This window comes from Cupriavidus pauculus (assembly GCF_002858765.1).
Lineage (GTDB): Bacteria > Pseudomonadota > Gammaproteobacteria > Burkholderiales > Burkholderiaceae > Cupriavidus > Cupriavidus pauculus_B.
In genome coordinates, this window is the sequence record NZ_PJRP01000002.1 from 767,055 (window position 1) to 789,049 (window position 21,995).

Annotated in this window: 17 protein-coding genes, 1 tRNA gene and 1 pseudogene; 9 read left to right on the top strand and 10 right to left on the bottom strand. The window is 65.2% G+C overall.

What is annotated here, in order from left to right; translation table 11 throughout:
* Positions 1 to 3: 3 nt before the first annotated feature.
* On the bottom strand, positions 4 to 1,110 hold the full coding sequence (locus CYJ10_RS08375; RefSeq protein ID WP_101681018.1) for an aromatic ring-hydroxylating oxygenase subunit alpha: 1,107 nt from the start codon (positions 1,108 to 1,110) through the stop codon (positions 4 to 6).
* Between the two features lie 434 nt (positions 1,111 to 1,544).
* On the opposite strand from CYJ10_RS08375, the gene CYJ10_RS08380 reads away from it, so the two are divergent.
* The 4 genes from CYJ10_RS08380 to folE2 all read left to right on the top strand — a co-directional run bounded on the left by CYJ10_RS08380 (position 1,545) and on the right by folE2 (position 5,819).
* Entirely contained in the window at positions 1,545 to 1,841 is a 297-nt protein-coding gene (locus CYJ10_RS08380) for an exodeoxyribonuclease VII small subunit (RefSeq protein ID WP_101681019.1), read from the top strand.
* Positions 1,838 to 2,722: a polyprenyl synthetase family protein gene (locus CYJ10_RS08385; RefSeq protein ID WP_101681020.1), complete on the top strand. Its 885-nt coding sequence runs from the start codon at positions 1,838 to 1,840 to the stop codon at positions 2,720 to 2,722. The genes CYJ10_RS08380 and CYJ10_RS08385 overlap by 4 nt, the downstream gene beginning before the upstream one ends.
* Before the next feature lie 44 nt (positions 2,723 to 2,766).
* Positions 2,767 to 4,683 carry a 1-deoxy-D-xylulose-5-phosphate synthase gene (gene dxs / locus CYJ10_RS08390; protein WP_101681021.1) on the top strand — a complete coding sequence of 639 codons (1,917 nt, stop codon included), beginning with the start codon at positions 2,767 to 2,769 and terminating at the stop codon, positions 4,681 to 4,683.
* Positions 4,684 to 5,015: 332 nt separating this feature from the next.
* Positions 5,016 to 5,819 carry a GTP cyclohydrolase FolE2 gene (folE2, locus tag CYJ10_RS08395; protein WP_101681022.1) on the top strand — a complete coding sequence of 268 codons (804 nt, stop codon included), beginning with the start codon at positions 5,016 to 5,018 and terminating at the stop codon, positions 5,817 to 5,819.
* Positions 5,820 to 5,876: 57 nt separating this feature from the next.
* On the opposite strand, the gene CYJ10_RS08400 is transcribed toward folE2, so the two are convergent.
* Positions 5,877 to 7,895 carry an alkaline phosphatase D family protein gene (locus CYJ10_RS08400; protein WP_101681023.1) on the bottom strand — a complete coding sequence of 673 codons (2,019 nt, stop codon included), beginning with the start codon at positions 7,893 to 7,895 and terminating at the stop codon, positions 5,877 to 5,879.
* A 101-nt stretch (positions 7,896 to 7,996) separates the two neighbouring features.
* Positions 7,997 to 9,046, bottom strand: a complete 1,050-nt coding sequence (gene tsaD / locus CYJ10_RS08405; RefSeq protein WP_101681024.1) for a tRNA (adenosine(37)-N6)-threonylcarbamoyltransferase complex transferase subunit TsaD — start codon at positions 9,044 to 9,046, stop codon at positions 7,997 to 7,999.
* A 148-nt stretch (positions 9,047 to 9,194) separates the two neighbouring features.
* On the opposite strand from tsaD, the gene CYJ10_RS08410 reads away from it, so the two are divergent.
* From CYJ10_RS08410 to dnaG, 3 genes are all read left to right on the top strand, one after another.
* Complete coding sequence (locus tag CYJ10_RS08410; protein WP_101681025.1) at positions 9,195 to 10,430, top strand: BaiN/RdsA family NAD(P)/FAD-dependent oxidoreductase; 1,236 nt, start codon at positions 9,195 to 9,197, stop codon at positions 10,428 to 10,430.
* Positions 10,431 to 10,611: 181 nt separating this feature from the next.
* Positions 10,612 to 11,061, top strand: a complete 450-nt coding sequence (locus CYJ10_RS08415; RefSeq protein ID WP_101681026.1) for a GatB/YqeY domain-containing protein — start codon at positions 10,612 to 10,614, stop codon at positions 11,059 to 11,061.
* 218 nt (positions 11,062 to 11,279) lie between these two features.
* Positions 11,280 to 13,121, top strand: coding sequence for a DNA primase (gene dnaG, locus CYJ10_RS08420; protein ID WP_101681027.1), 1,842 nt, complete (start codon positions 11,280 to 11,282; stop codon positions 13,119 to 13,121).
* A 160-nt stretch (positions 13,122 to 13,281) separates the two neighbouring features.
* On the opposite strand, the gene CYJ10_RS34045 is transcribed toward dnaG, so the two are convergent.
* Positions 13,282 to 13,641, bottom strand: a complete 360-nt coding sequence (locus CYJ10_RS34045; RefSeq protein ID WP_257993175.1) for a hypothetical protein — start codon at positions 13,639 to 13,641, stop codon at positions 13,282 to 13,284.
* Here CYJ10_RS34045 and rpoD point away from each other — a divergent pair.
* Together rpoD and CYJ10_RS08430 are read left to right on the top strand one after the other, a co-directional pair.
* Complete coding sequence (gene rpoD / locus CYJ10_RS08425; RefSeq protein WP_180862859.1) at positions 13,631 to 15,913, top strand: RNA polymerase sigma factor RpoD; 2,283 nt, start codon at positions 13,631 to 13,633, stop codon at positions 15,911 to 15,913. The two genes, CYJ10_RS34045 and rpoD, sit on opposite strands and share 11 nt — an antisense overlap.
* Positions 15,914 to 15,929: 16 nt before the next feature.
* Positions 15,930 to 16,008, top strand: a tRNA-Ile gene (locus CYJ10_RS08430).
* 98 nt (positions 16,009 to 16,106) lie between these two features.
* Here the strand turns inward: CYJ10_RS08430 and CYJ10_RS08435 are convergent.
* From CYJ10_RS08435 to CYJ10_RS08460, 6 genes and pseudogenes are all read right to left on the bottom strand, one after another.
* Positions 16,107 to 16,985: an NAD(P)-dependent oxidoreductase gene (locus tag CYJ10_RS08435; protein WP_101681075.1), complete on the bottom strand. Its 879-nt coding sequence runs from the start codon at positions 16,983 to 16,985 to the stop codon at positions 16,107 to 16,109.
* Positions 16,986 to 17,123: 138 nt separating this feature from the next.
* Positions 17,124 to 17,660 carry a nitrous oxide reductase accessory protein NosL gene (locus CYJ10_RS08440; RefSeq protein WP_101681029.1) on the bottom strand — a complete coding sequence of 179 codons (537 nt, stop codon included), beginning with the start codon at positions 17,658 to 17,660 and terminating at the stop codon, positions 17,124 to 17,126.
* A complete protein-coding gene (locus CYJ10_RS08445) occupies positions 17,657 to 18,481 on the bottom strand; it encodes an ABC transporter permease (protein WP_180862860.1) in 825 nt (274 codons plus the stop codon). The genes CYJ10_RS08440 and CYJ10_RS08445 overlap by 4 nt, the downstream gene beginning before the upstream one ends.
* Positions 18,468 to 19,373: an ABC transporter ATP-binding protein gene (locus CYJ10_RS08450; protein WP_257993176.1), complete on the bottom strand. Its 906-nt coding sequence runs from the start codon at positions 19,371 to 19,373 to the stop codon at positions 18,468 to 18,470. The genes CYJ10_RS08445 and CYJ10_RS08450 overlap by 14 nt, the downstream gene beginning before the upstream one ends.
* A gap of 58 nt (positions 19,374 to 19,431) precedes the next feature.
* Positions 19,432 to 20,700 carry a nitrous oxide reductase family maturation protein NosD gene (locus CYJ10_RS08455; protein WP_374703238.1) on the bottom strand — a complete coding sequence of 423 codons (1,269 nt, stop codon included), beginning with the start codon at positions 20,698 to 20,700 and terminating at the stop codon, positions 19,432 to 19,434.
* Positions 20,697 to 21,902 (bottom strand): annotated as a pseudogene (locus CYJ10_RS08460) (4Fe-4S binding protein); the annotation flags it as partial. The gene CYJ10_RS08455 and the pseudogene CYJ10_RS08460, both read right to left, overlap by 4 nt.
* Between the last annotated feature and the right edge of the window lie 93 nt (positions 21,903 to 21,995).

Sequence of the window (21,995 nt, forward strand, 5' to 3'; positions counted from 1 at the left end):
CGTTCAGCGCTTGCTGTAGTCCATCGCGCGCCGATACCACTCGTGGAAGTGCTGCATTCCGTCTTCCATCGGCGACTGGTACGGGCCGGTCTCGCTGATGCCGCGCTTCATCAGCGCCAGGCGGCCAGCATCCATACGCTCGGCGATCTCGTCGTCCTCGATGCACGTCTCCATATAGGCGGCGCGCTCGGCCTCGACGAACTCGCGCTCGAACAGCACGATTTCCTCGGGGTAGTAGAACTCCACGACGTTGCGGGTCTTGCGCGGGCCGATCGGGTGCAGCGTCGAGATGCACAGCACGTTCGGATACCACTCCACCATGATGTTCGGGTAGTAGGTCAGCCAGATCGCGCCATGCTTCGGCAGCTTGCCGTTGTTGAAGCGCAACACCTCGTCATGCCACTTCTGGTACGTCTGGCTGCCCGGGCGTTGCAGGTCCTTGTGCAGGCCAACGGTCTGCACGCTGTACTGCTCGCCAAACTCCCACTTCAGGTCGTCGCAAGACACGAAACTGCCCAGGCCCGGGTGGAACGGCACGACGTGGTAGTCCTCCAGATAGACCTCGATGAAGGTCTTCCAGTTGTAGTCGCACTCGTGGACTTCCACGTGGTCGAGCATGTAGCCGTCGAAGTTCAGGTCTTCGGCCACGCCCATGCGCGCCAGGTCGGCCCGGACGTCGCGCTCGCCTTCAAACAGCATGCCGTTCCAGTTCTGCAGCGGCGACCGGTTCAGGCGCACGCATGGCTGTTCCGCGAAATGCGGCGCGCCCAGCAGTTCGCCTTGCAGGTCGTAGGTCCAGCGGTGCAGCGGGCAGACGATGTTCTTGGCATTGCCGCGGCCATTCATCATGATGGCCTGGCGGTGGCGGCAGACGTTGGACAGCAGTTCGATGCCATCCGGGTTGCGCACCAGCATGCGGCCCTCGTCTTCGGCGGCCAGCGTCTGGAAGTCGCCGGATTCCGGCACCATCAGCGTGTGGCCGACGTAGCCCGGGCCCTTCTTGAACAGCAGTTCGAGTTCTTGTTGATGCAGCGCCTCGTCAAAGTAGACGTCGACGGGCAACTGCGAATCAGCCGGCGCAAGCTTGAGCGCGGTGCTGAGATTGGACATTATCCCCACTCCCTATGAACAGGCGAAAGCAGTGAACAACCCAACCATCGAAAAATGAATCGATTTGGGAAACCGTGTCAGACGATCGGGATCCGTGCCGTTTCCCCTTCGGCCCGACCAGTTTGGCAGGCGGGAAAGTGCGTCCTGGACGCAACGGTCGGAACTCGCTGACGAGCCGGGGATTGTACCCGAGCCCAAAAATCAAGGGACTGATTTTTTTGGGTTTTTAGCGAAAAAGTCGACCCGGGTCGTCATGGAGGTGCCCCTTCAGCCGCATTCCGAAAGACGACCCGGGCGCACACGTCACTTCGCTGTCAAAAGGCAGTGCTAAGTGCACGATCCGCACACCCGCTATCCAGCAAGTGGATAAGACTGTTCTGCGGCCCGCCCCCGGATTGGCGTAAAATCGCGAATTCCCCTGATCAAGGCCCGACATGCCAAGAACGACGACCGCCCCGGTCCAGCCTGAAGAATCGCCGGTCGCCAGCGCGCCGCCGGCTTCCTATGAGGCCGCAATGGCCGAGCTGGAAACCCTGGTGGCGAGCATGGAAAGCGGCGAACTGCCGCTGGAAGCGTCCCTGACCGCGTACCGTCGCGGCGCGGAACTCGTCCGTTTTTGTCAGCAAAGCCTGGAACGGGTGGCCCAGCAGGTCAAGGTTCTGGAAGGCGACGCCCTGAAACCCCTGGCCGGTGAGCCACGTTCCGATAACAACAGCGCAGATTTCGAATGAGCGATTTCGCTACCTGGATGCGGGCGCAAGGCGCCCGGACCGAGGCCGCCCTGGACGCAGCACTGCCGTCCACGGACACAATTCCACACACGCTGCACGAGGCCATGCGCTATGCTGTTCTCGGCGGTGGCAAGCGGGTACGCCCGCTCCTGGTGCATGCTGCGGGCGAGGTGGCGGGTGCGACACCCGAGGCCTGCGATGCCGCTGCGTGCGCCGTCGAGATGATCCACGCCTATTCGCTGGTTCACGACGACATGCCCTGCATGGACGACGACGACCTGCGCCGCGGCCGGCCAACGGTCCACAAGGCCTACGACGAGGCCACGGCGCTGCTGGTGGGTGATGCATTGCAGACCCAGGCGTTCATCGCGCTGGCCCAAGTGCCGGTGCTGGGCGCCGAAGCGCGCCTGAAGCTGGTGGCCGAACTGGCCATGGCGTCGGGTTCGGTGGGCATGTGCGGCGGCCAGGCGATCGACCTGCAGAACGTGGGCCTGGCGATGAGCCGCGACGCGCTGGAAGGCATGCACCGCATGAAAACCGGTGCCCTGCTGCGTGCCAGCGTGCGCATGGGAGCGTTGTGCGGAAACATCGATGCGGCCGGTCTGGCGGCGCTTGACCAATATGCGGCGGCCGTGGGATTGGCTTTCCAGGTGGTCGACGATATTCTCGACGTCACCGCAGATACGGCAACGCTCGGCAAGACCGCCGGGAAGGATGCCGCCAACGACAAGCCGACCTATGTGTCGCTGCTTGGTCTGGATGCCGCACGCGAACTGGCTGCCCAGCTTCGCACCGACGCCCACGAGGCGCTGGCGGGATTCGGCGCACGCGCCGGCCGGCTGGCCGAACTGGCCGACCTGATCGTGCTGCGCTCAAACTGAACTGAAAAGCCGGACACACAGAATCCGGCGGCCGAACGGACATCATGACCTACACGCTGCTCAACAACATCGACGACCCCGCGGACCTGCGCAAGCTGGACCGCCGCCAGCTCGGCACGCTTGCCGACGAACTTCGCGCCTACGTGCTGGAATCGGTCTCGCAAACCGGCGGTCACCTGTCGTCCAACCTTGGCACGGTGGAACTGACCATTGCGCTGCACTATGTATTCGACACGCCCAGCGACCGCATCGTCTGGGACGTGGGTCACCAGAGCTACCCCCACAAGATCCTGACCGGCCGCCGCGACCGCATGTCGACGCTGCGCCAGTACGGTGGTATCTCCGGCTTCCCGCGTCGCTCGGAAAGCGAATACGACACCTTTGGCACGGCCCACTCGTCGACCTCGATCTCGGCCGCGCTGGGCATGGCCCTGGGCGCGCGCACGATGGGCCACAAGCGCGTGGGTATCGCCGTGATCGGCGACGGCGCGATGACCGCCGGCATGGCCTTCGAGGCCATGAACAACGCCGGGGTCTACAAGGACCTGCCGATGCTGGTGGTGCTGAACGACAACGACATGTCGATCTCGCCGCCGGTGGGCATGCTGAACAAGCACCTGGCCCGCCTGCTGTCGGGCCAGTTCTACGCGGCCACCAAGAAGGGCATCGAAAAGGTGCTGTCGGTGGCGCCGCCGGTGCTCGAATTCGCCAAGCGCCTGGAAGAACATGCCAAGGGCATGGTCGTGCCGGCCACGCTGTTCGAGGAATTCGGCTTCGACTACATCGGCCCGATCGACGGTCATGACCTGGAATCGCTGGTGCCGACGCTGCAGAACATTCGCCAGCGCGCCCTGGAAGGCCACGGCCCGCAGTTCCTGCACGTGGTGACCAAGAAGGGCCAGGGCTACAAGCTGGCCGAGGCCGACCCGATCCTGTACCACGGCCCGGGCAAGTTCAATCCGGCCGAAGGTATCCGTCCGTCGGCCAAGCCGTCGCGCAAGACGTACACGCAGGTGTTCGGCGAATGGCTGTGCGACATGGCCGCCGCCGACAAGCGCCTGGTTGGCGTGACGCCGGCCATGCGTGAAGGCTCGGGCATGGTGGAGTTCGAGAAGCGCTTCCCGGACCGCTACTACGACGTGGGCATCGCCGAACAGCACGCCGTGACGTTTGCCGGCGGCCTGGCCTGCGAAGGCCTGAAGCCGGTCGTGGCGATCTACTCGACGTTCCTGCAGCGCGGCTACGACCAGCTGATCCACGACGTGGCGCTGCAGAACCTGCCGGTGGTGTTCGCGCTGGACCGCGCCGGACTGGTGGGCGCCGACGGTGCCACGCACGCCGGGGCGTACGACATCCCGTTCCTGCGCTGCATCCCGAACATGATGGTGATGACGCCGGCCGACGAGCAGGAATGCCGTCAGCTGCTGACCACTGCCTACCAGCAGGATTGCCCGACCGCCGTGCGCTACCCGCGTGGCGCTGGCGTGGGTGTGGCCACCGAGGCCGCGCTGACGGCGCTGCCGCTGGGCAAGGGCGAGATCCGCCGCGAAGGCCAGGCCCGTGCCGGCCAGCGCGTGGCCATCCTGGCATTCGGTTCGATGCTGCATCCGTCGCTGACGGCCGCGGAATCGCTCGATGCCACCGTGGCCAACATGCGTTTCGTGAAGCCGCTGGACGTCGACCTGGTCAAGCAACTGGCCGCGAATCACGACTACCTGGTGACGGTGGAAGAGGGCGCGACGATGGGCGGCGCCGGCAGCGCCGTGCTCGAGGCACTGGCCGAGGTCGGCGTCGAGATCCCGACGCTGGTGCTGGGCCTGCCCGACAAGTTCATCGACCATGGCGATCCGGCTTTCCTGCTGTCGCAGTGCGGCCTGGATGCCGCCGGCATCGAGCGTTCGGTGCGCGAGCGTTTCAAGCTGGCCCAGCAGCCGGTGAAAGTGGCCACGCGCGTCGCCTGACCGCCCCACTGGCAGCACGCTTTACCCGGAACCGGCGCGGATCATCCGCGCCGGTTTTGTTTTGGCTGTCAGCAAATGGCAGGAAGCTGCATTGGCTGGTCATTGTCCGCATGAAATACGCGGATTTACGCATGGGCACGGCAGCACCTTCCAATATTGCGTAGAATCGCCATTCCCATTTTCGTGTTCGCAGCTGCGGGCCGGCGCCCCCCTGGTTTTCTGTCCGGACCCGTCGTTTCACACTCGTTGCGCGGCGTGGAGAAATCCTGCGAAAACGCCGCGACCGTAAGGATGGCCGTCATCCCCTGGCGCCGTCCTGGAGGAAACCGTAGATGAATGACATCAATCCCGCCTTCGTGATGCCCGACGTGCAATCGAGCGTCGATACCCGCCAGATCGTGATCCAGCGTGTGGGCGTCAAGGGCGTGCGATATCCGCTGACACTGAAGACGCCGGCTGGCGACATCGGCACCGTTGGCACGTTCAACCTGGACGTGCGTCTGCCGGCCGACCAGAAGGGCACGCACATGTCGCGCTTCGTGGCGCTGCTGGAAGACAACCGCGCGCCGCTGGACCTGGCCGGGTTCCGCGCGCTGCTCGACGACATGCTCGTGCGCCTTGAGGCCGATGCCGGCCGCATCGAGGTGTCGTTCCCGTACTTCATCAGCAAGACGGCGCCGGTGTCGGGCGTGCAGTCGCTGCTGGACTACGAAGTGACGCTGGCTGGCGAGAAGCGCGACGGCCAGACGCGCCTGTTCCTGACCGCGCTGGTGCCGGTCACGAGCCTGTGCCCGTGCTCGAAGAAGATCTCGCAGTACGGCGCGCACAACCAGCGCTCGCACATCACCATGCAGGTGGAACTGGCCGGCGACCTGGACGTGGAAACGCTGGTGCGCATGGCCGAGGAAGAGGCGTCGTGCGAACTGTGGGGCCTGCTCAAGCGTCCTGACGAAAAGTTCGTGACCGAGCGCGCCTACGAAAACCCGAAGTTCGTGGAAGACCTGGTGCGCGACATCGCCATGCGCCTGAACGCCGACGACCGCATCGTGGCCTACACGCTGGAAGCCGAGAACTTCGAGTCGATCCACAATCACAGCGCCTACGCAGTGATCGAGCGCGACAAGCGCGTGCAGTAACGATTGGTATTGCGCCCCTCTCCCGCCGAGCGGTAGAGGGGCGAGTGCCATTCGCCATCAAACCAACGTCACCGCCGGCACGCCCGCTGCCACCTCCACCACCTGTACGCTTGCCGTCGCCGGCTGTGCCGGTGCCACGCCATCCACCAGCGGCTTGAGCTTGTGGAAGCTGCAGCGCAGCCTGGCCGCCGTCAGTGTCACCACCGCATAGCCTTGCGCGTCGGTATTCACATACTTGAGCCACGGATTGAACGTTGCCAGCGTGCTGTTGAACGTGTTCTCCATCGCGCCGCTGCCGTCCGTGGTGTAGACCAGCGCCTTGGCGTCGGCAAAGGCCGGGTCACTATCCACCACGCTCTTGAAGTAGCTCTGGAACGAATTGCTCGACAGCCCGGCCGTGACCAGGTCCACCATCACCGGCACGGGCGTGGTGGCGTCGTAGTCGTCCATCACCGGGCCGGCGAAGAAGGCGTGGATGTCGCCAGTCAGCGCCACGACGTTGCCGATGCTCTGTGACTTCAGGTACGCCATCATCGCCTTGCGTTCGGCGTTGTAGCCGTCCCACTGGTCGGCGTTCAGCACGAACTGGTCGATCAGCATCTGCGGCGGCAGCGCGGCGGTCAGTCCGCTAGTGACCGCGCTGATTTGCGGCGCGACGGCGCCGGCGGCCGTCAGCACCGCACTCAGGTTGGCAAAGGCCGGGGCGGCATAGGTGCCGTTGGCCTTCGCGATCGTCAGGTCCATGGCAATTACGCCAATTACCGTGTTCTGGTTGAGCGTCAGCGACGGCAGCGCACCGATCACGATCGGTGCCATCAGCGATCCGACGGCGATGGCGCCATCGATCTGCATGCGCAGCAGCGACACCTCGTTGCCCCACAGCTTCCACGTGGTGGTGGCGTTGCGCATTTGCTGCTGCCACCAGCCGCGTTGCGTGTCGCCCAGGATCGATACCGGCGTCAGCGCCCCGCCGGCCCCGGTCATCTTGAGGGCTTCGGTGCTGGCCAGCGCGCTCTTCGGCACGAAGTAGCGGCTGCCGATCTCGCTGCCGGCCGCCTGTTCCGGGATGACGTGGTCGGCGCGGTACAGGCGCTCGTCGGTCATGATCAGCGTAGCCAGATCGCCAAATGTGAACGCGCGATAGATCTGGATGTTGTGGAACGATGCGTCGGCCTGGTCAAAGCTGACATCGGCCGGCATGAACTCGAACCACGCCTGGTTGGCCGCGCGGCGGCGCGCGGTGCGCGGCTCGGCATCGTCGGTGGCCGTGTAGGTCTGGTGGTCCTGCCAGCAGTCATCGGAGAATTCGTGGTCGTCCCAGATGCCGATGACCGGAAAGCGCGCATGCAGCGCCTGCAGGCGCGGATCGCTGCGATACGACTTGTACAGGTAGCGGTAGTCGTCGATGGTCGTCGCGTAGGTGCCGTCGGCCGTGGCCGTGCCGTTGGGCAGGGTCAGCTTGGCGTGGCGGCTCTCTACCTTGCCGGTCTGGAACGCGGCGCCCACGGTCTCGTAGATGTAGTCGCCCATGTGGACCACGAAGTCGAGGTCCTCGTTGAGCAGTTCTTCCATGCCGGCCCAGTGGTTCACGCTCCAGTCCTGGCACGTGATGAACGCAAACTTCAGTTGCGACAGCGGCGTGCCGGCGGCCGGCGCGGTCTTGGTGCGGCCGACCGGGCTGGTCTGGCTGCCGACGATGAACCGGTAGTAGTACGTGGTGCCGGCAGACAGGCCCGTCACCTTGTTGCGCAGCGTGTAATCCCAGTCCGGCAGGGCAGACAGGGTGCTGTTCACGACCAGCGTGCCGAAGTCCTGCTGCGCGGACACCTGCAGCTGCACGTTCACGGGCTTGCCGCCGTTGCTGCCGTTGACGCGCGTCCACAGCATTACGCTGTCGGGCTTCGGATCGCCCGATGCCACGCCCTGCTGGAACGTGAACGTGTTGCCGGGGTCGGTAGCGGGCGGGGTGGTGGGGCTGGTCGAAGGATTGTCGTCGCCACCGCAGCTGGCCAGGCCAGTGGTGGCCACCGTGACGGTGACGAAACTTCCCCATTTCAGAAACTGGCGGCGATCCATTGGCGTTCCCTCGTTATTTTGAGATGTGATGCAGAGAACGCAAATTGTTCGGCGGGCTTGTGACCGCCTTGTGTCGGGATGCCGCCCGGATTAGAGCTTTCCTACGAAGCCTGGGCGCCAGCGGGGTCCGGCAGGCGGATATCCGAAAGATCCCAGCGGGGCGTGACACCGTAGTCGTAGCCATGGCGCGCCAGCTGGGGCGCCGCCTGCAGGCGCATGGCGCCTGCGAAGGCAATCATGGCGCCGTTGTCGGTGCAGAAGGCCAGGTCGGGGTAGTACACATCCACCTTGCGACGCTTGCCCATCTCGTTGAGCCGTTCGCGCAACTGGCGGTTGGCGCCAACGCCGCCGGCCACCACCAGCCGCTTGTGGCCGGTCTGCTTGAGCGCGTTGAACGACTTCGCGGCCAGTACGTCGACGATGGCATCCACGAACGACCGCGCCAGGTTGGCCCGGTCCTGCTCGCAGGCGTTGCCGAGCTTGCGTGTCTGTGTCAGCACGGCGGTCTTGAGCCCTGCGAACGAGAAATCGAGATTGCCGGAATGCAGCATCGGCCGGGGCAACTCGAACGCGCCGGGGTTGCCGAATTCGGCCAGCCGCGACACTTCAGGGCCGCCCGGATAGCCCAGGCCCAGCAGCTTGGCGGTCTTGTCGAAGGCTTCGCCAGCGGCATCGTCCAGCGTTTCGCCCAGCAGCGTGTAGTCGCCAATGCCTTTGACTTCCATCAGCTGGGTGTGGCCGCCGGACACCAGCAGCGCCACGAACGGGAACGGCGGCGGGGCGTCGGTCAGCAGTGGCGAGAGCAGGTGGCCTTCCAGATGGTGGACGCCAACCATCGGCACATCCAGCGCAAAGCCCAGCGCATTGGCCACCGAGGCGCCCACCAGCAGCGCGCCGGCCAGGCCGGGACCCTGGGTATAGGCGATGGCGTCGATGTCCTTGCGCTGGCGGCCGGCGTCATCCAGCACCTGCTGCAACAGCGGCAGCACGCGGCGGATATGGTCGCGCGACGCCAGTTCGGGCACCACGCCACCGTATTCGCGATGCATGGCGATCTGCGAGTGCAGCGCATGCGCCAGCAGGCCGGCCTCGGTGTCATAGAGGGCCAGCCCGGTTTCGTCGCAGGAGGATTCGATACCGAGGACAAGCATGGGAATTCTGGTGCGGCCGGACGGTTTCGGGCTGCAACTGCAGCGATCTTGCCGGCAAAAATCGGAAGGCCAGCAGGGTAGCATACCCTGACCCCACGCGCTCGGGCGCCCGTCATTCGCTACAATCGCGGCTTCTTGAAAGGGTGACATGACACAAGGCAGGAAAGACCGGTTCGACGTGGCGGTGCTGGGCGCGGGTGCGGCCGGCATGATGTGTGCCGCCGTGGCCGGCCAGCGCGGCGCACGGGTGGTGCTGATCGACCATGCCACGCGGCTGGCCGAGAAGATCCGCATCTCGGGCGGTGGCCGTTGCAATTTCACCAACCTGCAGGCTGGCCCGGCCAACTACCTGTCGACGAACCCGCATTTCTGCCGCTCGGCGCTGGCGCGCTACACGCCGCAGGACTTCCTGGGCCTGCTGCGTCGCTACGACATCGGCTGGCACGAAAAGCACCGCGGCCAGCTGTTCTGCAACAACAACGCCGAAGACATCATCAACCTGCTGCGCGCCGAATGTGACGCAGGAGGCGTGCGCTGGCAGGCCGGCTGCACGATCGACGAGATCCGCAAGGAAGGCGATGACTTCCTGCTGCTGACCAAGCAGGGCATCGTGCGTGCCGGCGCGGTCGTGGTGGCTACCGGCGGGCTGTCGATCCCGAAGATTGGCGCCACGGATTTTGGTTACCGCATCGCCCGCCAGTTCGGGCTGAAGGTCGTGGAAACCCGCCCGGCACTGGTGCCTCTGACCTTCGACGGCCAGGCCTGGCAGCCGTTCGTGCCGCTGGCCGGGGTGTCGATGGAGGTCGATATCTCCACGGGCAGCGGCAAGGCAGCCGGGGTCTTCAAGGAAGACCTGCTCTGGACCCACCGCGGCCTGTCGGGCCCGGCCGTGCTGCAGATCTCCAGCTACTGGCGGCCCGGCACCCCGATTGAAATCGACCTGTTCGACGGCGAGGACGCGGTAGACTGGCTGATCGGCCACAAGAAAGGCGGCCGCAAGCATCTGGACAACCTGCTGGCCGAGCGCCTGCCGGCCCGCCTGGCCGATGCCTGGTGCGCTGCCGTGGGGCTGCAGGGCACGCAATCGGTGGCCGACATGCCGGACAAGGCGCTGCGCCAGCTTGGCGAGGCGCTGAACCGCTGGCGTCTGGTGCCGTCCGGCACCGAGGGATACAAGAAGGCCGAGGTCACGCTGGGTGGCGTGGACACACGCGGGCTGTCGTCGTCGACCATGATGACGCGCGACGTCGACGGGCTGTATTTCATTGGCGAAGTGGTGGATGTGACCGGTTGGCTGGGCGGCTACAACTTCCAGTGGGCCTGGGCATCGGCCGTGGCGGCAGGCGAGGCGGCGGCCGATGCCGCGCGCAGCGGCTCCGCATAGGCGGCGCCAATGCAGTGGCGCAGGCCATGCGCTACAATCGGCGCTCTCGCACATGACCGGTGAGGCGCTTCGTTCCCTTTTGGCGACGCTTTGCTTCTGCAAGAAACCCGCTACGGGCGATGGCTCCGGCGGGTTTTTGCGTTATGGTCCCAGTTGCTACCCATTTTTTCGGAAGATTGCCATGTCCCTGAAAGCCCGCATTACTGAAGACATGAAGACTGCCATGCGCGCCCGCGAAACGGAGCGCCTCGGCACCATCCGCCTGCTGCAGGCCGCCATCAAGCAGCGCGAAGTGGACGAACGCGTGGAGCTTGACGACGCCGCCGTGACCGCGGTGATCGACAAGATGATCAAGCAGCGCAAGGACTCGATCAGCCAGTTCGAGCAGGCGGGGCGCGACGATCTCGTGGCCAAGGAAAGGGCTGAAGTGGATGTGCTGGTGGCCTATATGCCCGCGCAGCTGTCAGAGGCCGAAGTGGCGGCCGAAGTGCAGAAGGCCGTAACCGAAGCCGGCGCCACTGGCCCGCAGGACATGGGCAAGGTCATGGGTCTGGTAAAGGCCCGCCTGGCCGGCCGCGCCGACATGGCGGCCGTGTCGGGCCTGGTCAAGGCTGCCCTGGCGCCGAAATAATTGACAGTTGCGTCAGATATAAGCAGGATTAGCAGTCGCAAAGCGCGGAGTTGGGGGTCGGTTGACGGGACTTGGGGCCCAATGTCGGCAAAGGCCGGCGTTCCGTTGCGGCTGCACTACAATGATTCGATAGCCGCCGGGCGACGTTCCGGTCACGCATTCCAGAAAAATGGCCGCCGGCGTGTCCGGCAGGCCTTGGCATCAGGACGGTCAGTCGGGTGATTCCGCAATCCTTCATTCAGGACCTGCTCAACCGCGTGGACATTGTCGACGTGGTGGGCAAGTACGTGCAGTTGAAGAAGGGCGGGGCCAACTTCATGGGCCTGTGCCCGTTTCACAACGAAAAATCCCCGTCTTTCACGGTATCCCCGACCAAGCAGTTCTATCACTGCTTTGGCTGCGGCGCCCATGGTTCGGCTATCGGCTTCCTGATGGAGTACTCGGGTCAGTCGTATCCTGACGCGGTGCGCGAACTGGCGCAGTCCGTGGGTTTGTCCGTCCCCGAGGAGCGCAACAGCCTGCCGCCCGCCCAGCGCGCGGAACAGCAGGCCAGGTCGGTGGCGCTGAGCGACGCCATGTCGCGGGCCACGGATTTCTACAAGAAACAGCTACGCGGCGCCCCGCAGGCGATCCAGTACCTGAAGGGTCGCGGTCTGACCGGGGAGATCGCGGTGCGGTTCGGGCTGGGTTACGCCCCCGACGACTGGCAAGGGCTGGAGACCGTGTTCGGCACCTACCGCGACGATGCGACTGCTGCGCCACTTGTCGAGAATGGTCTGCTGATCGAGTCCCAGGACAAGCGCGACGCCGACGGCAAGCCGCGCCGATATGACCGGTTCCGCGACCGCATCATGTTCCCGATCCGCAATACCAAGGGCAACGTCATCGGTTTCGGCGGTCGCGTGATGGGGCAGGGTGAGCCAAAATACCTGAACTCCCCCGAAACGCCGCTCTTCAGCAAAGGAACGGAGCTCTACGGCCTGTTCGAGGCGCGCCATGCCATTCGCGAGAATGGCTACGTGCTGGTGGTGGAGGGCTACATGGACGTGGTGGCGCTGGCGCAGCTTGGCTTTGCCAATGCGGTTGCCACGCTGGGCACGGCCTGTACGGCGATCCATGTGCAGAAGCTGCTGCGCCAGACCGATGCCGTGGTCTTCTCGTTTGACGGCGATGCCGCCGGACGCCGGGCCGCGCGGCGCGCGCTGGAGGCCTGCCTGCCGCATGTGGCTGACAACAAGACCATCCGCTTCCTGTTCCTGCCCGCCGAGCACGATCCCGACAGCTACGTACGCGAAGAGGGTACCGACGCCTTTGCGCGCCAGGTGCAGAATGCGATGCCGCTGTCGCGCTTCCTGCTCCAGATCGTCACGGAAGACCAGGACCTGCGCCAGCCCGAGGGCCGTGCCCGCGCCCAGTTCGAGGCCAAGCCGCTGCTCCAGGCCATGCCGGCCGGTGGCCTGCGGCTACAGATTGTGCGCGAACTTGCCGATGCTACCGGTACGACGCCCGCCGAAATCGAGGCGGTGTGCGGGCTGGGCAGCGATTCGTCGCGCGTGGGCCGTTTCTCGCAACCGCGCCCCCGCGCCCGGCGCCAGGCACCGACCGGGCTGGAGCAGCAGGTGATCCAGCTCTTGATGAGCTATCCGTCACTGGCGGGCCGGCTGGACGAGGATGCCCGCGCCTTGCTGCTCGACCCCCAGCGGCCGGAGACCGAAGTCCTGGCGCATCTGGTGGCGGCCTGCGACGGTATCCAGGGCACCATGAATTTCGCGGCCTTCAATGAGCAGCTGGCCCAGACGCCCTATGCGGATGTCTACGCCGGTGCTCGGGCGGCTGTGCTGAAAGAAGAAATGGAAGAGGCGCTTGCGACACTTGAATTCGACGGCGCCGTACACAAGCTGCTGGCAGACCCGCTGCAGCGCGAATTGGAGACATTGCTGGCCGCGATTCAGGTCGGCACCGCCAATGAGGACGACAAGGCGCGCTACCGCTGGCTGATGCCGGAAGTGCAGCGCCGTCGTCAGATGGGATGGCGGCCCGTCGACGCGGAAGACGAGTAGCCGCCACGCGGCACGATAAAAAACGCAGCACACAAGTTTTTCGGCTTGAGCCTTCGCACATGTGATCCCAACTGACGGACGAATCCGGGGTCTAATCGCTTAAGCCTTGATTTTTCAGGTGAAAACCCCACCTGACAGGAAGCCGGGGATTGGTGACGTGCTACAATGCCCGGTTTGGATTGCGAAATCTCTCTCCAATACTGGCGAAAGTGAGCGTGCCAATGGCAAAGGCCAAAGCAACCGAAAGGGCAGCCGAGAAGGCTCCCTCCAAAGCTCCCCAATCAGGGAGCGGCAAGGCGTCCGTGAAAACAACGGCGGCGAAGACATCGACCGCGTCAGTCAGGACGACATCAGCCCGGTCTGCGCCAGCAAAGTCCGTGCGGAGCGCTTCAGCGCCCGCCGGAACCACTTCCGCCAGGAATCGCACATCCGAAAATTCAAAGCCCTCGACTTCGGCACGCGAGAGCGGCAGCAGCGCCAATACAAGCGGCAGTGATGCCGCTGCAACAGTGAAAGGCAAGAGTATCACCGTGGCGAAACAGCAGAATACCGAAGTCGAGAGCAAGCGTGCGGCAACGACGGCCGGCACCCGGACCAGCAGCGCCAAGGCTGGCGCCGCTGCCGCCGCGCCAAAAGCCCGTGCCGCAACTCCCGCACCCGTTGCATCCGAGCGTCCCGCCGCTCCGGCCGTCAAGCCGGAGCCGAAAAAGCGTGGCCGCAAGCCCAAGGCCGAGATGCAGCAAGAAGACAGCACCATCGCAGACGTGACTGAAGAGCTTTACGACAACGACGCGCCCGCCACGCCCGCGGCGGCTCCCAAGACCGAAAAGCAGAAGGCCAAGGACCGCAAGGCCAAGGAAAAGGCGCTGCTCAAGGAATTCGCTTCGTCCAACCAGGCTGGTAGCGAGGAAGAACTCGAGGTCCGCCGCCAGAAGCTGAAGGCGCTGATCAAGCTGGGCAAGTCGCGTGGCTACCTGACCTATGCGGAAATCAACGATCACCTGCCGGACGACATGGTCGATTCGGAAACGATCGACACGCTGGTCGCCACCCTGAACGACATCGGCATCGCCGTCTACGAACAGGCGCCGGACGCCGAGACGCTGCTGCTGAACGACAACGCCCCGTCGGCCACCAGCGAGGAAGAGGCCGAGGAAGAGGCCGAGGCCGCGCTGTCCACCGTCGATTCCGAATTCGGCCGCACCACCGACCCCGTCCGCATGTACATGCGCGAAATGGGTACGGTGGAACTGCTGACGCGCGAAGGCGAAATCGAGATCGCCAAGCGTATCGAAGCCGGTCTGAAGGACATGGTCATGGCCATTTCGGCCTGCCCGGTCACGATTTCGGAAATCCTGGCCAGCGCCGAGCGCATCGCCAACGAAGAGATCAAGATCGACGAATTCGTCGATGGCCTGATCGATCCGAACGCCGAGGAAGTCCAGGACAGCTCGCCGGCCGCCGCGGCCGCAGCAGCTGACGAGGACGAGGAATCGGAGGAAGACGGCGAAGAGGACGGCGACGAGGACGACGACGACGAAAACGGCGCTGGCGCCGGGGCGTCGGCCCGTCAGCTGGAAGAACTGAAGCTGGCCGCGCTGGAGAAATTCCGCATCATCGCCGAGCAGTTCGACAAGATGCGCCGCGCCTTCGAGAAGGAAGGCTACAAGTCGAAGCCGTACGTGAAGGCTCAGGAAGCCATTCAGTCCGAGCTGATGGGCATCCGCTTCACCGCGCGTAACGTCGAGCGTCTGTGCGACACGCTGCGTGGCCAGGTGGACGAAGTCCGCAAGCTCGAACGTGCCATCCTGAACATCGTGGTCGACAAGTGCGGCATGCCGCGCGCCGACTTCGTGGCCCGCTTCCCCGGCAACGAGACGAATCTGGACTGGATCGAGACCATCGTCGCCGACAACAAGGCGTACAGCACGATCGTCGAGCGTAACGTCCCGGCCGTGCACGAGCTGCAGCAGAAGCTGATCGACCTGCAGGCCCGCGTGGTGCTGCCGCTGAAGGAGCTGAAGGACGTCAATCGCAAGATGTCCGAAGGCGAGCGTCGTGCCCGCGAAGCCAAGCGCGAAATGACCGAGGCCAACCTGCGCCTGGTGATCTCGATCGCGAAGAAGTACACGAACCGTGGCCTGCAGTTCCTGGACCTGATCCAGGAAGGCAACATCGGCCTGATGAAGGCGGTGGACAAGTTTGAATACCGCCGCGGCTACAAGTTCTCCACGTACGCCACGTGGTGGATCCGCCAGGCCATCACGCGCTCGATCGCCGACCAGGCTCGCACGATCCGTATCCCGGTTCACATGATCGAAACGATCAACAAGATGAACCGGATCTCGCGCCAGATCCTGCAGGAAACCGGCAACGAGCCGGATCCGGCAACGCTGGCCGAGAAGATGGAGATGCCCGAGGACAAGATCCGCAAGATCATGAAGATCGCGAAGGAACCGATCTCCATGGAAACGCCGATCGGTGACGACGACGATTCGCATCTGGGCGACTTCATCGAGGACACGAACACGCTGGCCCCGGCCGAAGCGGCGCTGCATGGTTCCATGCGCGGCGTGGTGAAGGACGTGCTCGACAGCCTGACGCCGCGCGAAGCCAAGGTGCTGCGCATGCGTTTCGGCATCGAAATGAGCACGGACCACACGCTGGAAGAAGTGGGCAAGCAGTTCGACGTCACGCGCGAGCGTATCCGTCAGATCGAGGCCAAGGCGTTGCGCAAGCTGCGCCACCCGAGCCGCTCCGACAAGCTGAAGAGCTTCCTGGAAGGCAGCTAAGCATCACGCCTTCTAAGGGCCTCTAGCTCATGCCTGGTTAGAGCAGCGGACTCATAATCCGTTGGTGCCGTGTTCGACTCACGGGAGGCCCACCATTGAAAATGAAAGGGGTTACGGTTTTTGCCGTAACCCCTTTTTTTCTGCCGCTATTCCGACTCAGCGCCGAACTTCGTCCAGTTCAGTTCAGTTCAGTTCAACCGCGTCCCGCCCGCCGCCGTGCCGTCAGCGCCAGCGCCGCCCAGTCCTTGTGCCCATCGCCATGCGCGATGGCCTCGATATGTGCGTCGCGCAGCGTGCTGGCCAGGGTCATCGGTACGTTGGCCTGTTCGCCGGCTTCCAGGGCCAGCCTGACGTCCTTGCCGCCCAGTGCCAGCTTGAAGCCGGCGGGCTCGAAGCGTTGCTCGGCGATGGCGCCGCCGTAGATCTTGTAGACCGGCGCGGCGAACACTGTGGAGGTGACCAGGTCGAGGAACGCGGCCGGGTCGACGTCGTAGCCCTGCGCCAGCGCCGCGCCCTCGCTCATGGCGCCGATCGCGGCGCCAATCATGAAATTCACGCCCAGCTTGACCGCGTTGGCCTGCTCCGGCTTGCCGCCGAAAAGCCAGGTTTTCTGGCCCAATACGTCGAACAGGGACTGCACGGTGCCCAGTGCCTGGGCGTCGCCAGCGGCGAGGATGTTCAGTTGGCCGGCCTCGGCCACGTTGACGCGGCCCAGTACCGGGGCGGCGATGTAGGCCACGCCACGCGCCGCATGCAACGCGGCCAGCTCACGCGCCAGCGCTACCGAGACGGTGCCCATGTTGATATGGATGGCGCTCTTGGTCAGCGCGTCGAGCGCCCCACCGCCGAGGATGGTGTCGCGCGTAGCGGCGTCGTCGGCCAGCATCGTGATCAGTACGTCGGCACCTTGCGCGGCTTCGGCAGCCGTGGTGGCGCCGTGCGCGCCGAGTGCGACGAGTTTGTCGACGGGGCCGGGCGAGCGGTTCCAGGCGCGTACCGGATGGCCGGCCTTGAGCAGGTTTGTGGCCATCGGCAGCCCCATCGTGCCGAGTCCAAGGAAAGCGATTTGCATGACGGCCTCCATTGCGTGCTTGCGTGCGGATGACGGACCTTGCATGCCGACGTGCGTCGGGATGTACGTCCGGAAAGGCCGCACGGTAGCACGCCCCCGCGCCGGGCGTATTGGCCCTGCTGCGGGTGCGGGATGCCGCTACATCCGGTGGTCATGCATGGCGCCGCCGCTCAGGTCGACCATGTCGGGCTGCACGTCGGCAAAGCGCACCACCTTGCCGCCGAACGCATCGGCAAACTTCCGCGCGGCGTCTTCCTGCCGGAATCCGGCAATCGTCGGCCCCATCGACCCCCGGCGCTTGCTACCGACCACGTAGAAGCCGGTCCGGGCGTCGAACCAGTGTCCGCGCGGCTTGTCCCAGTCTGCCAGTGCCATGTCCTGGGTGTACACGGCGGTCACCTTGCGCACCTGCTCGGGCCGCAGCAGCGTGCTGAACATTTCCACGGTGTCGCAGTACCAGACCGGCCGGGTCTGGTCGCCGAAGAAGATCTGCGCCTTTGGACCGGGATAGTCGGCCAGCAGCATGCCGTCCAGGTCGCAGGTGGTGGCCGGGTCGAAGTCGGCCGCCCCGATGGCGACCTGTGCCGAGCGCGAGCATGCGGCCAGCAGGCTCTGGAGCGACAGCAGGCCGAGGCCCATCAGTACGGTGCGACGGGTAAGACGCGTGCGATTCATGTCCGGAATCTCCAGATGGCAAGCAACAGCGGCGCGCCAATCCACGCGAGCATGGCGCTGCCGAGTGCCCAGGGGTTGGCGAGAATAGGAGGGACGACGCTGGCCAGGCCGTACATGTCGCGCACGGCGTCCAGCGAAAACACATTGAGGATGCGGAACAGGTCGGCGGGGTTCAGCAGCAGCACCGCGGCCATGGCGGCGTCGCCGAACTGGCCGCCCGTGGCCACCAGCGTGCCAAGCAGCAACAGATCGAACACGAGCACGAAGAACAGCCACAGGGCGATGGCCAGCCCCGAGGCCCGGGCGCGATCGCGCGCCACCACCGACAGCAGTACCGCGATGCTCAGGAACGCCAGCCCCAGCAGCACGGCGCTGCCGACGAAGCGCAGGAACTGGCCGAGCATGCCGGTGCCGAACTGTGCGAACAGCAGCACGCCCACAGTGGCAAAGCCCGCTAGCGTCGAAAGCGTCAGCGCGGCCGCCAGACCCAGGTACTTGCCCAGCAGCAGTTCCAGGCGCGTCAGCGGGTAGGCCAGCAGCAGGTCCAGCGACCCACGCTCGCGCTCGCCGACAATCGCATCGAACCCCAGCAGCAGCGCGATCATCGGGATCAGGTAGATCGCCAGGCTGACCAGGCTGGCCACGACGAACGCCGCCGAGCGCATGCCGATCTCGCCCTGCTGCGCGCCGCCGAAATAGCCGATGACCAGCGAGAACGCCGCGAAGACCAGCGCAATGGCCAGCACCCAGCGGTTGCGCAGGCGGTCGCGGAACTCCTTGTTCGCCACGGTAGCGATCTGGCGCCATTCAATGCACTGCATGCCGGGGCTCCGCGCCAAAGAATACATCCTCGAGCGTGGGCTCGTCGATGCGCAGGTCGTCGATACAGTCGGCCAGCAGCCCGACCAGCGTCATCTTAGCTTCGCGCGGGCAATCCAGCCGGAAATCCAGGCCGTCAGCGCCGTGCAGTACCACTTCGGGCACCGATTCGAGCCGCCGGCGGATCACCGGCAGGGTGCCCGGCACAATGCGCACGCGCAGCTGCAGCGGCAACTTGTGGCGTCCGCGCAGCGCGTCGACCGTGCCCATCGCCTGCACGCGGCCGTTGGCCAGCAGCGCCAGCCGGTCCACGCGCTCCTGCAGTTCGCTGAGGATGTGCGACGTGATGACGATGGTGACGCCCGCTTCCTTCTGCTCGCGCAGGATCGCATGCACGTCGCGCAGGGCCAGTGGGTCCAGGCCGTTGCTCGGTTCATCGAGGAACAGCACGCGTGGCGCGCCCAGCAACGCCTGCGCAAAGCCCAGCCGCTGCCGCATGCCCTTGGAATACTCGCGCACCGGGCGCCGTGCCGCGTGCGCCAGCCCGAATCGATCCAGCAGGGCGGGGCAGTCTTGCGCATCCGCGCCTTTCAGGCGGGCGAAGAAGCGCAGCGTCTCCAGCCCGTTGAGGTTGTCGTAGAGCACCAGGTTCTCGGGCAGATACCCGATGCGCCGACGAGCGGCGCGGAACGCGGCGGTGCCCACGGCGGCGCCGTCGATCTCGATCGTGCCGCGCGACGCGGGCACCAGGCCCAGCATCATCTTGAACAGCGTGCTCTTGCCTGCGCCGTTGTGGCCAATCAGGCCGAACATCTCGCCGGCATGCATCTGCAGGCTGACACCGTCGACGGCGCGCACGGCGCCGTAGTACCGGGCCACGTCGCGCAGGACCACGGCAGGGGCGCCTGCGCCGGATGCGGAAGATGCACCAGATGCGCCGGGTGCGGATTCTCTAGGGTTGGTCACGCCAGTGACTCCATTGCGGGTGATCGGGGGCCATGCGTGGCGCGGCATCGACCACACCGGGCACACGCATGACGGGGAACTGTCGGGACACCACCCGCAGCGCCTGCACGGCGGGGCTGGCAAACAGCAGCTTGACGGCCGGATGCCGCCAGGTCAGGCGATCCACCACGTCGTTGGCTTCATAGGGCACGTCGCCGATGCCGTCGCCATCGCGGTCCCAGCCCAGGTAGTTGCTCCAGTGGTTGCCGCCCGGCTTGCCGGCCGCATCACCCCAGGGCTCGTCGCGTGCGCCCACATAGCGCACCTGCTCCTGGTTGCCGATGAAGTCATTGCGCTGCACCACGTTGCGCGTGGACCCGGCGGACAGGTGCACGCCCACCCGGTTGTCGATCACGAGATTGCCGCGCAGCGTCACGTATTCGGCGTCGTAGATGAAGAAGCCGCGCGCGTTGTCGGCGACGATATTGCGCTCCACCACGGCGTCCTGCACGGTGCGCAGCATGATGCCGTGGTCGACATTGCCCCAGGTGCGGTTGTTGCGCACGGTCTGGTCGCGCACTTCCATCAGGGCCAGGCCACCGCGGTTGCGGTAGCTGTCGTTGTCTTCCCAGAGGTTGTAGTAGGAATTCATGTAGTGGCTGCCGTAGCGGCTATGGTGCAGCCGGTTGCCACGGAAAACGGCATGGTGCGACACATCCACATACAGGGCGTCGCGCACGAAGCTGATCTGGTTGTCGAGAATCCGCGCCCCGCGCGTGTTGTAGAGCTGGATGCCATTGCCGCGTTGCGACGACTGGAAATCCCGCTTGCCGGTGATCACGTTGCTTGCCACGCGGACATCGTTGGCCTTTTCGATCCAGAGCCCGAACAGGTTGTAGGTCAGCTCGCAGCCGCTGACGACCGCGCGATGCGCGCCGGGCATGATGTAGATGCCGGATTCCTGGTGCTTCAGGCTGTCGCCGGAATCGCGCACGATCAGGCTGTCGAGCGTCACGTCCGGCGCCGTGACGGTGATGGTGTTGCCGCGCAGCCCGCCACTGACGGTGGGCCGGCCCACGCCGCGCAGTGTCAGCGGCTTGTCGATGCGCAGGTTTTCTTCGTAGTAGCCGCGCGCGATGCGGATCTCGTCGCCGTCTCGTGCGGCCGCGATCGCCTGCTGGATCGACGCACCCGGCTGGACGTCGATCACGGCGGCACCGGCCGCGTTCGTGATGAACGCGAGCCCCAGCAGCCAGCGTCGGATGGTATCGATCACGGCGCTGCCTCAGTGTCAGTCTGCCGTGTCTGGCGCGTCTCGCCGCTGGTGACCGGCACGATGGGGATGAAGTAGCCGTCGCGGCCGATGCGGGAGAGCGGCTGCCCGTCGCGCTCGCGCCGCTTGCGTTCCTTCGCCAGCGGCGGACAGGCATGGGCATCGGTATAGAGCACCATGCAGTCCAGGCACAGCAGGCACTCGCGCGGATCGATGCGGCCCTTGCCGTCGATGGCCTGCGCACCGCAGCCGACCGCGCAAGCCTTGCAGCGCGTGCAATCGGGTTTGCGGCGGATGCCGAAGACCCGGAACATGCTTGGAATGGCCAGCGATGCGCCCAGCGGACACAGGTACTTGCAGTAGGGCCGCTCCGTGAACAGCGAAAGGCCAAGGATGGCGCAGACGAACAGCCCGAACGGCCACGCGCGATTCTGGATGCCGACCAGGAAGGTCGTCTTGAACGGTTCGACCTCGGCAAGCTTCTCGGCCAGGCCCATCGACAGCAGCGAGACACCCAGCAGGCCTGCGAAGACACCGTATTTCAGCCATTTCAGCTTGTCATGGACCTTGCGCGGCAACTGGGACTGAAAGCGCCGAAGCCCGATCAGCCGGCCGATGCGGAACATGCCCTCGGACAGCGACCCGAACGGGCAGAGCCATCCGCAGAACAGCCCGCGTCCCCATATCAGCACCGTGGCGGCGATGAAGATCCAGAACAGGAACACGAATGGATCGGACAGGAACAGCGACCAGCGCCACTGGAACAGCAGCGAATGCACCCAGGTCAGCACCTGCGTGACGGACGGCTGTGCCATCGCGCCAAAGCCGACGAACACGATGCTGATGACCCAGGCGCTGTATTTGAACGCGTTGACTGGCCACTTGTTGCGCTGTGTGGCGCGGCGCGTGAGCTTGTCGCGGAAGGCATGGGCCACGGCCACGGCCACCAGAAACGCGGCAAACAGGCCGATGGGGAGGGCACGCGATTTCCAGGCTTTCAGCCATGCAGGGGTGGGCGTCTCCACCTTCGGGCGGCCGCCTTCCAGCAATTTGGCGGGCAACCAGTATTCGGCATCGAAGCTCGCGAACGTGCGAGCGCCCGTGGCGCGGTCGACGCGGTTGCCCAGGAAGACCAGCTTCCACGGCCACGCCGCCGAGAAAGACCCCGAGCGCACGATGAAGATAGCCGATTGAGTCACATCGGGTTCATTGGCGAGCCATGTCGCGGTCCCTGTGGCGCCTACACTGCATGGATCGACGCCACGCCCCCAAACCAGCGAGCCCGCTCATGCCTCAAT

Bases quoted from the DNA above. Each gene is read 5' to 3' on its own strand.
- CYJ10_RS08375 (WP_101681018.1), bottom strand. From the start codon at position 1,110: ATGTCCAATCTCAGCACCGCGCTCAAGCTTGCGCCGGCTGATTCGCAG.
- CYJ10_RS08380 (WP_101681019.1), top strand. From the start codon at position 1,545: ATGCCAAGAACGACGACCGCCCCGGTCCAGCCTGAAGAATCGCCGGTC.
- CYJ10_RS08385 (WP_101681020.1), top strand. From the start codon at position 1,838: ATGAGCGATTTCGCTACCTGGATGCGGGCGCAAGGCGCCCGGACCGAG.
- dxs (WP_101681021.1), top strand. From the start codon at position 2,767: ATGACCTACACGCTGCTCAACAACATCGACGACCCCGCGGACCTGCGC.
- folE2 (WP_101681022.1), top strand. From the start codon at position 5,016: ATGAATGACATCAATCCCGCCTTCGTGATGCCCGACGTGCAATCGAGC.
- CYJ10_RS08400 (WP_101681023.1), bottom strand. From the start codon at position 7,895: ATGGATCGCCGCCAGTTTCTGAAATGGGGAAGTTTCGTCACCGTCACG.
- tsaD (WP_101681024.1), bottom strand. From the start codon at position 9,046: ATGCTTGTCCTCGGTATCGAATCCTCCTGCGACGAAACCGGGCTGGCC.
- CYJ10_RS08410 (WP_101681025.1), top strand. From the start codon at position 9,195: ATGACACAAGGCAGGAAAGACCGGTTCGACGTGGCGGTGCTGGGCGCG.
- CYJ10_RS08415 (WP_101681026.1), top strand. From the start codon at position 10,612: ATGTCCCTGAAAGCCCGCATTACTGAAGACATGAAGACTGCCATGCGC.
- CYJ10_RS08435 (WP_101681075.1), bottom strand. From the start codon at position 16,985: ATGCAAATCGCTTTCCTTGGACTCGGCACGATGGGGCTGCCGATGGCC.
- CYJ10_RS08440 (WP_101681029.1), bottom strand. From the start codon at position 17,660: ATGAATCGCACGCGTCTTACCCGTCGCACCGTACTGATGGGCCTCGGC.
- CYJ10_RS08445 (WP_180862860.1), bottom strand. From the start codon at position 18,481: ATGCAGTGCATTGAATGGCGCCAGATCGCTACCGTGGCGAACAAGGAG.